Origin of the sequence: Pseudomonas sp. AK181 (assembly GCF_051122975.1) — a bacterium.
In the GTDB taxonomy this organism is placed as follows: Bacteria; Pseudomonadota; Gammaproteobacteria; order Pseudomonadales; family Pseudomonadaceae; genus Aquipseudomonas; species Aquipseudomonas lactis.
The window spans coordinates 955168-968788 of sequence record NZ_CP146348.1; the positions used below are offsets into that span (position 1 = coordinate 955168).

14 protein-coding genes are annotated in these 13621 nt (G+C 59.0%); 11 read left to right on the top strand and 3 right to left on the bottom strand.

The features are described 5' to 3' along the window. Window positions 1-89 precede the first annotated feature (89 nt). A complete protein-coding gene (locus V8689_RS04590; protein WP_169855855.1) occupies window positions 90-1010 on the bottom strand; it encodes a GlxA family transcriptional regulator in 921 nt (306 codons plus the stop codon). A 220-nt stretch (window positions 1011-1230) separates the two neighbouring features. On the opposite strand from V8689_RS04590, the gene V8689_RS04595 reads away from it, so the two are divergent. Beyond that, window positions 1231-2367: an acyl-CoA dehydrogenase family protein gene (locus tag V8689_RS04595; protein WP_056789595.1), complete on the top strand. Its 1137-nt coding sequence runs from the start codon at window positions 1231-1233 to the stop codon at window positions 2365-2367. Between the two features lie 127 nt (window positions 2368-2494). Here V8689_RS04595 and V8689_RS04600 read toward each other — a convergent pair whose 3' ends face one another. Continuing rightward, the gene (locus V8689_RS04600; RefSeq protein ID WP_032893580.1) at window positions 2495-3535 is read right to left on the bottom strand and encodes an NADP(H)-dependent aldo-keto reductase; all 1041 of its coding nucleotides are present in this window, start codon (window positions 3533-3535) and stop codon (window positions 2495-2497) included. Window positions 3536-3785: 250 nt separating this feature from the next. On the opposite strand from V8689_RS04600, the gene rplM reads away from it, so the two are divergent. The 8 genes from rplM (at window position 3786) to V8689_RS04640 (ending at window position 9583) form a co-directional block, all read left to right on the top strand. After that, window positions 3786-4214 carry a 50S ribosomal protein L13 gene (gene rplM / locus V8689_RS04605; RefSeq protein WP_003188508.1) on the top strand — a complete coding sequence of 143 codons (429 nt, stop codon included), beginning with the start codon at window positions 3786-3788 and terminating at the stop codon, window positions 4212-4214. A 14-nt stretch (window positions 4215-4228) separates the two neighbouring features. Further along, entirely contained in the window at window positions 4229-4621 is a 393-nt protein-coding gene (gene rpsI, locus V8689_RS04610) for a 30S ribosomal protein S9 (RefSeq protein WP_002555064.1), read from the top strand. A 266-nt stretch (window positions 4622-4887) separates the two neighbouring features. Then, window positions 4888-5481 (top strand): ubiquinol-cytochrome c reductase iron-sulfur subunit, encoded by a 594-nt coding sequence (petA, locus tag V8689_RS04615; RefSeq protein WP_003188524.1) that lies wholly within the window; start codon window positions 4888-4890, stop codon window positions 5479-5481. Continuing rightward, the gene (locus tag V8689_RS04620) at window positions 5481-6692 is read left to right on the top strand and encodes a cytochrome b (RefSeq protein WP_003188526.1); all 1212 of its coding nucleotides are present in this window, start codon (window positions 5481-5483) and stop codon (window positions 6690-6692) included. The genes petA and V8689_RS04620 overlap by 1 nt, the downstream gene beginning before the upstream one ends. Continuing rightward, window positions 6692-7471, top strand: coding sequence for a cytochrome c1 (locus V8689_RS04625; protein ID WP_014716911.1), 780 nt, complete (start codon window positions 6692-6694; stop codon window positions 7469-7471). Before V8689_RS04620 ends, V8689_RS04625 begins: the two co-directional genes overlap by 1 nt. Before the next feature lie 148 nt (window positions 7472-7619). Then, complete coding sequence (locus V8689_RS04630; protein WP_003188529.1) at window positions 7620-8237, top strand: glutathione S-transferase N-terminal domain-containing protein; 618 nt, start codon at window positions 7620-7622, stop codon at window positions 8235-8237. Window positions 8238-8254: 17 nt separating this feature from the next. Next, entirely contained in the window at window positions 8255-8674 is a 420-nt protein-coding gene (locus V8689_RS04635) for a ClpXP protease specificity-enhancing factor (protein WP_014716912.1), read from the top strand. A gap of 159 nt (window positions 8675-8833) precedes the next feature. Beyond that, window positions 8834-9583, top strand: a complete 750-nt coding sequence (locus tag V8689_RS04640) for a FadR/GntR family transcriptional regulator (RefSeq protein ID WP_056789597.1) — start codon at window positions 8834-8836, stop codon at window positions 9581-9583. Between the two features lie 141 nt (window positions 9584-9724). Here the strand turns inward: V8689_RS04640 and V8689_RS04645 are convergent, their stop codons facing one another. Further along, window positions 9725-10882 carry a hypothetical protein gene (locus V8689_RS04645; RefSeq protein WP_056789600.1) on the bottom strand — a complete coding sequence of 386 codons (1158 nt, stop codon included), beginning with the start codon at window positions 10880-10882 and terminating at the stop codon, window positions 9725-9727. Window positions 10883-11115: 233 nt separating this feature from the next. Between V8689_RS04645 and kdgD the strand changes: the two genes are divergently transcribed. Further along, window positions 11116-12027 (top strand): 5-dehydro-4-deoxyglucarate dehydratase, encoded by a 912-nt coding sequence (gene kdgD / locus V8689_RS04650; RefSeq protein WP_032893575.1) that lies wholly within the window; start codon window positions 11116-11118, stop codon window positions 12025-12027. A 54-nt stretch (window positions 12028-12081) separates the two neighbouring features. Beyond that, window positions 12082-13527, top strand: coding sequence for an aldehyde dehydrogenase family protein (locus tag V8689_RS04655; RefSeq protein WP_056789604.1), 1446 nt, complete (start codon window positions 12082-12084; stop codon window positions 13525-13527). Window positions 13528-13621 lie beyond the last annotated feature (94 nt).

Below are 13621 nucleotides of genomic sequence, written 5' to 3' on the forward strand. Positions count from 1 at the left end.
GATGGCGGTGTATCAGTCAACTATAGGCTGGCTGATACACCGCCATCGCAGGCAAGCCAGCTCCCACAGTGGTTTGTGTTGGGCTGAGGTCAGGCGGCCTGTTGGAATTGCTGCCTGTACTGGTTCGGCGACAACTCCGTGTGCTGCCTGAACAACCGCGCAAAGAAACTCGCATCGTCGTAACCCACCTCATAACTGATGGTCTTGATGCTCTTGCGGCTGCCCGAGAGCAGGCCCTTGGCGGTCTCGATGCGCAGGCGTTGCAGGTAATGCAGCGGCTTGTCACCGGTGGCGGTCTGGAAGCGGCGCATGAAGTTGCGGATGCTCATGCCGTGTTCGCGGGCGACGTCTTCAAAGCGGAATTTGTCGGCAAAGTGCTCTTCAAGCCAATGCTGGATCTGCAGGATGATTACATCCTGGTGCAGCTTCTGCCCGCCAAACCCGATACGCCCCGGTGAATAGTTGCGCTGCACCTCATAGAGAATGTCGCGGGCCACGGCCTGGGCGATGTTGGCGCCGCAAAAGCGTTCGATCAGGTAAATATAAAGGTCGCAGGCCGAGGTGGTGCCGCCGGCGCAGTACAGGTTGTCGGCGTCCGTGAGGTGCTTGTCCTGATTGAGCTGCACCTTGGGGAAGCGCTCGCTGAAGGCATTGAAGAAGCGCCAGTAGGTGGTCGCCTCCTTGCCATCGAGCAGCCCGGCTTCGGCCAGCCAGAACACCCCGGTGGCCTCGCCGCACAGCACAGCCCCGCGAGCATGTTGTTCGCGCAGCCACGGCAGCACTTGGGGGTAGCGGGTGCACAGCACATCGAAGTCGTCCCAGAAGGCCGGCAGCACGATGATGTCGGCGTCTTCGAGGCCGCCGTCCACCGGCATGATCACATCGCTGAAGCTGCGCACGGACTGGCCGTCGGGGCTGACCAGGCGCGTTTCGAACCCGGGGGTCAGGCCCAGGCCTTGCTGTTTGCCATGGCGCAGGCTGGCGAGATGGAAGAAATCCTTGGCTTGCATGAGGGTGGAAGCGAATACCCGATCAATGGCCAAAATGCTGACGCGCCGCAACGGCGTGGAGATTTGGTTAGACATAATTTCATTTATTCTTATAGGGGAAAGTGGTCACCAGACGGCTGGATCGTCTTATTTTTTGTCGCATGTGTCCAGTGTCCCGTGACGCCTTCGGGGCATAGGCTCTGTGGTCTCGTCCTTGTCCGACAATCCACACAGGTGACCCATGATCCCCAGAACCTTGTTCAGCTCGGAGCACGAACTCTTCCGTGAGAGCGTGCGCACCTTCCTCGAAAAGCACGCCGTGCCCTTCCATGGGCAATGGGAAAAGCAGGGCTATATCGACCGTAACCTGTGGAACCAGGCGGGGGAGGCGGGCATGTTGTGTTCCCACCTGCCAGAGGAATATGGCGGTCTGGGCGCGGATTTTCTCTACAGCGCGGTGGTGATCGAAGAGGTCAGCCGCCTGGGGTTGACCGGCATCGGCTTTTCCCTGCATTCGGATATTGTCGCGCCGTACATCCTGCATTACGGCAGTGAAGCGCTGAAGCACAAGTACTTGCCCAAATTGATCTCCGGGGACATGGTCACGGCCATTGCCATGACCGAGCCGGGCGCTGGTTCCGACCTGCAGGGCGTCAAGACCACAGCGGTTTTGGACGGCGATGAGTACGTGATCAACGGCTCCAAGACTTTTATCACCAACGGCTACCTGGCCGATCTGGTGATCGTCGTTGCCAAGACCGACCCCAAGGCCGGCGCCAAGGGCACCAGCCTGTTCCTGGTGGAAGCCGATACGCCGGGCTTCGACAAGGGCAAGCGCCTGGAGAAAGTCGGCATGAAGGCCCAGGACACCTCGGAGCTGTTCTTCCAGGACGTGCGCGTGCCCAAGGAAAACCTGCTGGGCCAAGCGGGCATGGGCTTTGCGTACCTGATGCAGGAGCTTCCGCAAGAACGCCTGACCGTGGCGATTGGCGCGCTGTCTTCAGCCGAAGCGGCGTTGCAATGGACCCTTGAGTACACCCGTGAGCGCAAGGCATTCGGCAAGGCGATTGCCGATTTCCAGAACACCCGCTTCAAGCTGGCGGAGATGGCCACCGAGATTCAGATTGGCCGTGTTTTTGTGGATAAGTGCATGGCTATGCACCTGGAAGGCAAGCTGGACGTGCCTACCGCAGCGATGGCCAAGTACTGGGCCACAGACCTGCAATGCAAGGTGCTCGACGAGTGCGTGCAGTTGCATGGCGGCTACGGCTTTATGTGGGAATACCCGATTGCCCGGGCCTGGGCGGATGCGCGGGTGCAGCGCATTTATGCGGGGACCAATGAAATCATGAAGGAGATTATTGCGCGGGCGCTTTGATTGATCGTTCCCACGCTCCGCGTGGGAACGCCTCATGTGACGCTCCGCGTCACGACTCTGAGAGCGGACGCAGAGCGTCCAAGGCGGCATTCCCACGCAGAGCGTGGGAACGATCAGTGCGGATCAATCAAGGTGCTGGATTCGGATGATCCTTCTGAATCGCCTCAATCCCTTCCAACACTTCTTTCGACAATTTCAGATCGGCACTGGCGATGTTGCTGTCCAGCTGTTCCAGCGACGTGGCCCCGATAATATTGCTGGTCACAAACGGTTGCTGCGTCACAAACGCCAGCGCCATCTGCGCCGGGTCCAGGCCATGTTCCCGCGCAAGAGCCACATAGCGGCTGCACGCCGCTTCCGACTGCGGGTTGAAGTAACGGCTGAAGCGGCTGTATTCAGTCAGGCGCGCTTTGGCCGGGCGTGCGCCATTCTCGTACTTGCCACTGAGCATGCCGAACGCCAGGGGCGAATAAGCCAGTAAACCGCACTGCTCGCGAATGGCAACCTCCGCCAGGCCCACTTCAAAGCTGCGGTTGAGCAGGTTGTAAGGGTTCTGGATCGACACGGCGCGCGGCCAGCCACGGGCTTCGGCCAGGGCCAGGAACTTCATGGTGCCCCACGGCGTTTCGTTGGACAGGCCAATGTGGCGGATCTTGCCGGCCTTCACCTGTTCATCCAGGGCTTCGAGCGTTTCCTCCAGTGGGGTGAGGTCGTCTTCGTCCTTGTGCTTGTAGCTCAACTGGCCGAAGAAGTTGGTGCTGCGCTCCGGCCAATGCAGTTGGTAGAGGTCGATCCAGTCGGTCTGCAGGCGCTTGAGGCTGGCGTCGAGGGCTGCGCCGATGTGCTTGCGGTTGTGGCGCAGGTGGCCATCGCGGATATAGTCGATGGTGTTGCCGGGGCCGGCGATCTTGCTGGCAAGCACCCAGTCGGCGCGGTCGCCACGGCTTTTGAAGTAGTTGCCGATGTAGCGCTCGGTGGTGGCGTAGGTGTCGGCCTTGGGCGGCACCGGGTACATTTCTGCGGTGTCGAGGAAGTTGATCCCCGCGGCCTTGGCCCGTTCGATCTGCGCGAAGGCCTCTGCCTCGCTGTTCTGCTCGCCCCAGGTCATGGTGCCCAGCGCGATCGCGCTGACATTCAGATCGGTGCGGCCCAGCTGTCGGTAATCCATCGGGTACTCCTTCGGGGGAAAACAATCATAAAAGCAGGTTGAATTTTTTTTCGCAATCTGCATAATTGCCCACCTCTTTCTGCAGTGGAAGTGATGCGCCGCCTGCCGAAGAATCTTGCCGTTGAACGGACGCGCCGACCCGAGCCCCCGATAGCGTCTGTATCCGGCTGCCTTTGACCTTGTCAAAGTACGCACTATTCAGTAAGATCCGCCGTCTAAATTTACAGGCGGCCCCTGAGGCTATTAAAGAATGACAACTTTTACTGCAAAACCGGAAACAGTTCAGCGCGACTGGTTTGTCGTCGACGCCGCTGGTCAGACCCTGGGTCGTCTGGCCACTGAAGTCGCCAGCCGTCTGCGTGGCAAGCACAAGCCTGAATACACCCCGCACGTTGATACCGGCGACTACATCGTCATCATCAATGCTGAGCAGGTTCGTGTAACCGGCAACAAAGCAAGCGACAAAATGTACTACCGTCACTCCGGTTTCCCAGGCGGTATCAAGTCTTCCAACTTCGAAGGCCTGATTGCCAAGAAGCCTGAAGCCCCGATCGAAATCGCGGTCAAAGGCATGCTGCCTAAGGGCCCACTGGGTCGCGATATGTTTCGCAAGCTGAAAGTCTATGCGGGCGCTGTACACCCTCATGCTGCTCAGCAGCCCCAAGAACTGAAGTTTTAACGGAATAGTTCATTATGTCGGCGACTCAAAATTACGGCACTGGCCGTCGCAAAACCGCAACCGCACGCGTTTTCCTGCGTCCGGGCACTGGTAACATCTCGATCAACAACCGCTCCCTGGACAACTTCTTCGGTCGCGAAACTGCCCGCATGGTAGTTCGTCAGCCGCTGGAATTGACCGAGACCGTTGAAAAGTTCGACATCTACGTCACCGTTATCGGTGGCGGTGTAAGTGGTCAAGCTGGCGCAATCCGCCACGGTATCACTCGCGCTCTGATGCAGTACGACGAAACCCTGCGTGGCGCTCTGCGCAAAGCTGGCTTCGTGACTCGCGATGCTCGTGAAGTTGAACGTAAGAAAGTCGGTCTGCGTAAAGCGCGTAAGCGTCCGCAGTACTCGAAGCGTTAATTCGCTTTACGTTCCACAAAAACGCCCAGCCTCCTCACGGAGCTGGGCGTTTTTTATTGCCTGCGATTTATGCACATTTTTCGCCGTGACAACTTGCCACATCCGTAGACCCCCTATACTACAAGGCCTGGAGGCGGAGCTCCGGGCAATTCCCTTGTCATACGTGGGGCTTTTCATTACCATCCGTCAAAATTTTTATAAGTAAAGATTCAACACTTAGTAGACGCCTGATTTAACAGGCCAAAAAGCTGATGGGAGAGGACTGAATGAGCAATGACGGCGTGAATGCAGGCCGGCGTCGCTTCTTGGTAGCAGCCACATCCGTGGTGGGTGCTGCAGGAGCGGTGGGGGCTGCGGTCCCGTTCGTGGGGTCATGGTTTCCCAGTGCCAAGGCGAAAGCCGCAGGTGCACCGGTGAAGGTGAATGTCAGCAAGATCGAGCCAGGCCAGCAGATGATTGCTGAGTGGCGCGGCCAGCCGGTTTTCATTGTTCGTCGTACCGAGGAAATCCTGGGGAATCTGAAGAAGATCGAAGGCCAGTTATCTGACCCGACATCCGAAAAGTCCGACCAGCCCGCCTACGCCAAGAACGAAGCGCGTTCGATCAAGCCAGAGATTCTGCTGCTGGTTGGTCTGTGTACCCACCTGGGTTGCTCACCTACCTTCCGCCCGGAAGTGGCGCCTGTGGACTTGGGCAAAGACTGGGTCGGCGGTTATTTCTGCCCGTGCCACGGTTCCCACTATGACCTCGCTGGCCGCGTCTACAAATCCCAGCCCGCGCCCCTGAACCTGCCGGTTCCTCCTCACAATTACGAATCTGACGACATCATTGTCATTGGCCTCGACAAGGAGAACGCGTGATGAGCAAGTTCATGGATTGGGTGGATGCGCGCTTCCCCGCCACTAAAATGTGGGAAGACCATCTCAGCAAATATTACGCGCCGAAAAACTTCAACTTCTTCTACTTCTTCGGCTCCCTGGCCCTGTTGGTGCTGGTCAATCAGATCGTCACTGGCGTGTGGTTGACGATGAGCTACACGCCGTCGGCGGAAGAGGCCTTTGCCTCTGTCGAATACATCATGCGTGACGTCGAGTACGGCTCGATCCTGCGCCTGCTGCACTCCACTGGCGCGTCGGCGTTCTTTATCGTCGTCTACCTGCACATGTTCCGCGGCCTGCTCTACGGCTCGTACCAGAAGCCCCGCGAGCTGGTGTGGGTCTTCGGCATGTTGATCTACCTGGCGCTGATGGCCGAAGCCTTCATGGGTTACCTGCTGCCGTGGGGCCAGATGTCGTACTGGGGCGCCCAGGTGATCATCTCGCTGTTCGGCGCAATCCCGGTGATCGGCAACGACCTGACCCAGTGGATTCGTGGTGACTACCTGATCTCCGGCATCACCCTGAACCGTTTCTTCGCCTTGCACGTGGTGGCCTTGCCGATCGTGATCCTGGGCCTGGTGGTACTGCACATCCTGGCGCTGCACGAAGTGGGTTCCAACAACCCGGATGGTGTGGACATCAAGAAGCACAAGGACGAGAACGGCATCCCGCTGGATGGCATTCCGTTCCACCCGTACTACACCGTGAAAGACATTGTCGGCGTGGTCGTGTTCCTGTTCGTGTTCTGCTCGATCGTGTTCTTTTTCCCGGAGATGGGCGGTTATTTCCTGGAGAAGCCTAACTTCGAACAGGCCAACGCCTTCAAGACACCCGAGCATATTGCACCGGTCTGGTACTTCACGCCGTTCTACGCGATCTTGCGCGCGATCCCCGACAAACTCATGGGCGTGATCGCCATGGGTGCGGCCATCGCGGTGCTGTTCGTGCTGCCGTGGCTCGACCGTAGCCCGGTCAAGTCGATGCGCTACAAAGGCTGGCTGAGCAAGATCTGGCTGTGGGTGTTCTGCATTTCGTTCGTGATCCTGGGTGTACTGGGTGTATTGGCACCTACCCCTGAGCGGACGTTGCTGTCGCAGGTCTGCACCTTCCTGTACTTCGCCTACTTTATTCTGATGCCGTTCTATACCCGGCTCGAGAAGACCAAACCGGTTCCGGAAAGGGTGACTGGCTGATGAAAAAATTACTCGTTGCATTCGTGCTTGCGGCACTGCCGCTACTGTCCTTCGCTGCCGAACATGGTGCGCAGCTGGAAAAAGTCGATATCGATGTGTCTGACAAGGCCGCCATGCAGGATGGGCTGCGTACATTCACCAACTACTGCATGGGTTGCCACAGCGCCAAGTTCCAACGCTACGAGCGCGTTGCCGATGACCTGGGCATTCCCCATGAAGTGATGCTCAGCCACGCGGTGTTCACGGGTGCCAAGATCGGCGACCACATGAACATCGGCATGCAGCCGGCCGACGCCAAGACCTGGTTTGGCGCTGCACCGCCCGACCTGACCCTGGTGGCCCGTGTACGCGGTACCGACTGGCTCTACGGTTACCTCAAGTCCTTCTACGAAGACCCTGCGCGCCCCTATGGCGTGAACAATAAAGTCTTCCCGAACGTCGGCATGCCGAACGTTCTGGTCGGCCTGCAGGGGCGCCAAGTGGTAGGATGCAAGCAGGTTCAGGTCGTTGAAGACGGCAAGAAGCAATATGATCCGTTGACCGGCACGCCGCTGACCCATGAAGCGTGCGATCAACTGACCATCGTGCCCAAGACCGGTACGCTGAACGAAGAGCAGTTCGACGAGAAGGTCAAGAACCTGGTGACCTTCCTGGCCTACTCGGCCAACCCGGTCAAACTGCAGCATCAGCGCATCGGTACGTACGTCTTGCTGTACCTGGCTTTCTTCTTCGTATTCGCTTATTTGCTCAAGCGTGAATACTGGAAGGATGTGCATTGATCCAACCGTAAGCAATTGCTGTTAATCTTGCGCGCCCAGCGGCATCTCTGAACACGTAGCGCCGGTTTGAACCGGTCGTTACAGGGATGCTTTCTGGGCGCGCTCGTTTTTGAGCTTTCGATAATTTCAACAAGCGAGGAGGACCGCCATGGGCGTGACCAACCGGTTGGCCTGTTACTCCGACCCCGCCGACCACTATTCCCACCGAGTACGCATCGTGCTCGCAGAGAAGGGTGTCAGCGCCGAGATCATCAGTGTGGAGGCGGGCCGTCAGCCGCCGAAGCTGATCGAAGTGAACCCTTACGGCAGCTTGCCCACCCTGGTCGATCGTGACCTGGCGTTGTGGGAGTCGACCGTGGTGATGGAATACCTGGATGAGCGTTACCCTCATCCGCCTTTGCTGCCGGTGTACCCGGTGGCGCGTGCCAACAGCCGCCTGCTGATCCATCGGATCCAGCGTGACTGGTGCGGGTTGGTGGATGTGATCCTGGATTCGCGTTCCAAAGAAGCCGCTCGTGTGCAGGCGCGCAAGGAATTGCGCGAGAGCCTGACCGGCGTTTCGCCGTTGTTCGCCGACAAACCTTTTTTCCTCAGTGAGGAACAAAGCTTGGTGGATTGCTGCCTATTACCCATACTCTGGCGCTTGCCGATTCTGGGCATTGAACTGCCACGGCCGGCCAAGCCGTTGCTTGATTACATGGAGCGCCAGTTTGCGCGTGAGGCTTTCCAGGCGAGTCTGTCTGGCGCCGAACGCGATATGCGCTAAGGCTTAAGGAGCCGTTGATGAACTCCAGTCGACCTTACCTGGTCCGCGCGCTCTATGAGTGGATTGTGGACAACGATTGCACCCCGCACATGCTGGTCAATTCCGAATTTCCTGCGGTTCAGGTACCTCAGGGTTTTGCCAGTGACGGGCAAATTGTGCTGAACGTATCGCCCAGTGCCGTGCGCCACCTGCACATGGACAACGAAGCGGTGAGCTTCGAAGGGCGTTTCGGCGGTGTGCCCCATACGCTGTTCGTGCCTATCGGTGCCATCCTCGGGATCTATGCCCGGGAAAATGGCCAGGGCATGGTGTTCGATCTGGAGTCGCCTTTAGAGGATGACGAAACGATCGAAGGCGAAGACGGTGATGATGTACCACCACCGGATACCGAGCCGCCGCGCCCTAGCGGTCGGCCAAGCCTGAAAGTGGTGAAGTAGGCGGATTACGCTTACAGACCCATCTGAAAAATGCCTCGACATCTGTCGGGGCATTTTTTTTGCGTGAAGGATATGGATGAAAGTCGCGCCAGAACGGTGATCGTACAACCACCATGGGCTATGATGCGGTCTTTAGTTCGTCGAGAAAGATGGTTCATCATGGAAAACGCCAGCGCCGCCCCACGTCTTCCCCGCAAGCGCCGCAGCCTTGCCCAGGAATTGGTCACGGTGTTGTCCGAGCAGATCCGCGATGGCCAGCTCAAACGCGGCGACAAGCTGCCCACCGAGTCGGCGATCATGAACGCCCATGGCGTCAGCCGGACGGTGGTGCGCGAAGCCATCTCGCGGTTGCAGGCGGCAGGGCAGGTTGAGACTCGCCACGGTATCGGCACCTTCGTGCTGGACACGCCAAGCCCCAGCGGTTTTCGCATAGACCCGGCCACCGTGGTGACCTTGCGTGATGTGCTGGCGATTCTGGAACTGCGTATCAGCCTGGAAGTAGAGTCTGCGGGCCTTGCTGCCTTGCGTCGCAGCGATGAGCAATTGGCGGCCATGCGTGCGGCCCTCGATGCCTTGAATGAAAGTGCGGCCCATGCCGGCGATGCGGTGGCGTCGGATTTTGCCTTCCACCTGGAAATTGCACTGTCTACCGGCAACCGCTACTTCACCGACATCATGACCCACCTGGGCACCAGCATCATTCCGCGTACCCGCCTGAATTCGGCGCGCCTGGCCCATGATGATCAACAGCACTACATGAGCCGCTTGAGCCGCGAACACGAAGAAATCTATGAGGCGATTGCCCGCCAGGATTCGGATGCGGCACGGGCGGCCATGCGCCTGCATTTGACCAACAGCCGTGAGCGGCTGCGCCATGCCCATGAAGAGGCAGAGGCACAACGGGGCTGATCGTTCCCACGCTCCGCGTGGTAACGCCTCTATGGACGCTCCGCGTCCCGATGTGCGTGGATTTTCAAGCCCTACGCAGGGTGACGCGGAGCGTCACAGGCTGTATTCCCACGCAGAGCGTGGGAACGATCATGCCAGCCGTTAGTTGGCGGGTTGGTTTGGCTTGTAGTCCTTAAGCAGCAAGTACGTACTCCACCCCCACCAATCATTGGTCCAGTGCTTGTCGTTCAAATCGTTGACGTCCTTGCGCCGCAGCACCTTGTCCCCCTCCATCTTGAACAGTGGCGAAAAGTTATTCGCCGGGTTTTGCACGGCGTTCAGGTCGGGCACATACCGCGGTGCCTTGTACTCAGCCGGGGAGGGTGCGATGCCGCTGATGAAGGTTTCGAAGATTTCATCCGCCGAGGCCTGTACGGCCCCTTTGACCTGCACGCGATTGTCGGCGTCGATGCTGTCGAAGTAGCGCTTGTCGCCGTAGGCATGCCACTGAGCGCCCATGGCATTGCGCACCTTTAGCCCGAATTTACTGTCTTCATCGTGCATGAAGCGGCTGATCAACGAGCCGAGTTCTCCTGGCGTCACCACTGCCGCCAGTTGTTTACGCGGTACCCGCAGGTGGCCGGCGGAAAACAGGTCGGTCAAAAAGTGATCGGCAAAGCTGTTCATGGCGTAGGCCAATTCCAGGGCTTGATCGGTGCCGGTCTGATGGGCCACCACCGCCTGTTGCAACGCCGCTGTATGGCCGGCCAAGTAGGCGGACAGGGCCCACTCACCGAAGTGGTCGGCGTTGTCCGCTGCCAGTTTCAGGTAGCGGCCCAGTGGCAGGAGAGCCGAAACAGCGCTGCCGCCGCCGGTGATGCGGTTCCACTCCTCGGACAACGTATCACCCAGGGCGTCGTAGGCTTCGTGAGGCTGTTTGCCGTCCTTGATCGCCTGGTTGACGGCGTTGATCTCCTTTTGCATCACCGCCAGGATCTTCTGCGCTTCTTGCCGTGAAGCGGGCAACACGGCGAGAGAGTTGAAAGCGGCGGTGAATCGTTGCACGCGCTCGGCCGGGGAGTTGCCATCGCTGATCGGTTGGCCGGGGATGCCATAGAAGTCGCCGCCCAGGGCGATTACTTGGCCATAAGTGAGCGCGAGCCCGTTGGGCAGGTGCAGTTCGACTTGGCGTGCGGGAATGGCCGGGGCGTCCTTGACGAAGCGAAGCAGGGTGTCGTCGCCGATGGCGGTGTGCTCACCGCCTTCGAAGCGCAGGGTAGGCGGGGTTTTTTCGGGTGCTGCGAGTTCAAGACCTGACATGTTAGCTCCTTGCTATGTCGTAGGAATCTTCCTTGATAACTGTATGTATATACAGTTATCTGAATCATAGATGAGAAATTTCCTACGTCAAGAGCCGCGTCTTAAGCCTTCGCCGGGTTACGGCGGATGAATTGCAGTTGACGAATTTATTTATAGTTGTACGATGACGTACGACATCACCAAAACCAACAACAACCTTTCGTAAGAAAGTCTTCGCCCAGGGTGTTCGAATAATGAATCCACAAGAACTGAAGTCCATCCTCTCCCACGGTCTGCTGTCCTTCCCGGTGACCGATTTCAACGCCCAGGGTGATTTCCACCAGGCGGGTTACATCAAGCGCCTGGAATGGCTGGCCCCTTATGGCGCCAGCGCCTTGTTCGCCGCGGGCGGCACAGGTGAGTTTTTCTCCCTGGCAGCCAGCGAATATTCCCAGGTGGTGAAAACCGCTGTGGATACCTGCGCGTCCAGCGTGCCGATCCTGGCCGGTGTGGGCGGTGCTACCCGCCAGGCCATCGAGTACGCTCAAGAGGCCGAACGCCTCGGTGCCAAAGGGTTGCTGCTGCTGCCGCACTACCTCACTGAAGCCAGCCAGGACGGGGTTGCCGCCCACGTTGAAGCCGTGTGCAAGTCGGTCAAGATCGGTGTGGTGGTGTACAACCGCAATGTCTGCCGCTTGACCGCACCGTTGCTGGAGCAACTGGCCGAGCGCTGCCCGAACCTGATCGGCTACAAGGATGGCCTGGGTGATATCGAGCTGATGGTGTCGATCCGCCGTCGCCTGGGCGACCGTTTCAGCTACCTCGGTGGCTTGCCGACTGCTGAGGTTTACGCCGCAGCCTACAAGGCCCTGGGCGTGCCGGTGTACTCCTCGGCGGTGTTCAACTTCATCCCCAAGACGGCGATGGATTTCTACCACGCCATTGCCCGCGAAGATCACGCCACCGTCGGCAAGATCATCGACGACTTCTTCCTGCCGTACCTGGATATCCGTAACCGCAAGGCCGGTTACGCGGTGAGCATCGTCAAGGCCGGTGCGAAAATCGTCGGTTATGACGCCGGCCCCGTGCGTACGCCACTGACCGACCTGCTGCCGGAAGAGTATGAAGCCCTCGCCGCGCTGATCGACAAGCAAGGCGCGCAATAAATTATCCACAAGGCCGCTGAGCAATCAGCGGCCTTTTGCGTCAGGAGAAGATTCGTGTCCCAGGCAAAGCGTTTTGAGAACTACATCAATGGCGAATGGGTAACCGGCGCCGACTACTGCACCAACATCAACCCGTCGGATCTGTCCGACGCCATTGGCGAATATGCCAAAGCGGACGTGGCCCAAGTCAACGCGGCCATCGACGCTGCCCGCGCCGCGTTCCCGGCGTGGTCCACCTCCGGTATCCAGGCGCGTCACGATGCGCTGGATAAAGTCGGCAGCGAAATCCTCGCCCGTCGTGAAGAACTCGGCACCTTGCTGGCCCGAGAAGAGGGCAAGACCCTGCCTGAAGCCATTGGTGAAGTGACACGCGCCGGCAATATCTTCAAGTTCTTCGCCGGTGAATGCCTGCGCCTGTCGGGCGATTACGTGCCGTCGGTGCGTCCGGGCGTCAACGTTGAAGTGACCCGCGAAGCCCTCGGTGTGGTGGGCCTGATCACCCCGTGGAACTTCCCGATTGCCATCCCCGCGTGGAAAATCGCCCCGGCCCTGGCCTACGGCAACTGCGTGGTGATCAAGCCTGCTGAACTAGTGCCGGGCTGTGCCTGGGCCTTGGCGGAAATCATCTCCCGCGCCGGCTTCCCCGCCGGTGTGTTCAACCTGGTGATGGGCAGTGGCCGTGTGGTCGGCGACGTGTTGGTCAACAGCCCGAAAGTCGATGGCATCAGTTTCACCGGGTCTGTGGGCGTTGGGCGTCAGATCGCCGTCAGCTGTGTCTCGCGCCAGGCCAAGGTGCAGTTGGAAATGGGTGGCAAGAACCCGCAAATCATTCTCGACGATGCCGACCTCAAGCAGGCTGTCGAGCTGTCGGTACAGAGTGCGTTCTACTCCACCGGCCAACGTTGCACCGCGTCGAGCCGCTTGATTGTTACTGCCGGAATTCACGACCAGTTTGTCGCCGCCATGGCCGAGCGCATGAAGTCGATCAAGGTCGGCCACGCGTTGAATAGCGGCACCGACATTGGCCCGGTGGTGTCCCAGGCCCAGTTGGATCAGGACCTGAAGTACATCGACATCGGCCAGAGCGAAGGCGCCCGGCTGGTGAGCGGTGGCGGCCTGGTGACCTGTGACACCGAAGGCTATTACCTGGCGCCCACACTGTTTGCTGACAGTGAAGCGGCGATGCGCATCAGCCGTGAAGAGATCTTCGGCCCGGTGGCCAACGTGGTGCGCGTGGCCGACTACGAGGCGGCGCTGGCCATGGCCAACGACACCGAGTTCGGCTTGTCGGCGGGCATTGCCACCACCTCGCTCAAATATGCCAACCACTTCAAGCGCCACTCCCAGGCCGGGATGGTGATGGTCAACCTGCCGACGGCAGGGGTGGATTACCACGTTCCATTTGGTGGCCGTAAGGGCTCATCCTACGGTTCGCGTGAGCAAGGTCGCTATGCGCAAGAGTTCTACACCGTGGTGAAAACCAGCTACATCGGTTCGTAACACGCAGCACCCTCCCTGTAGGAGCGAGCTTGCTCGCGAAAAACTCGAATTCACCGCGTGCGTCCTGAATGCCCGCGTAATCGTTGAAGTTCTT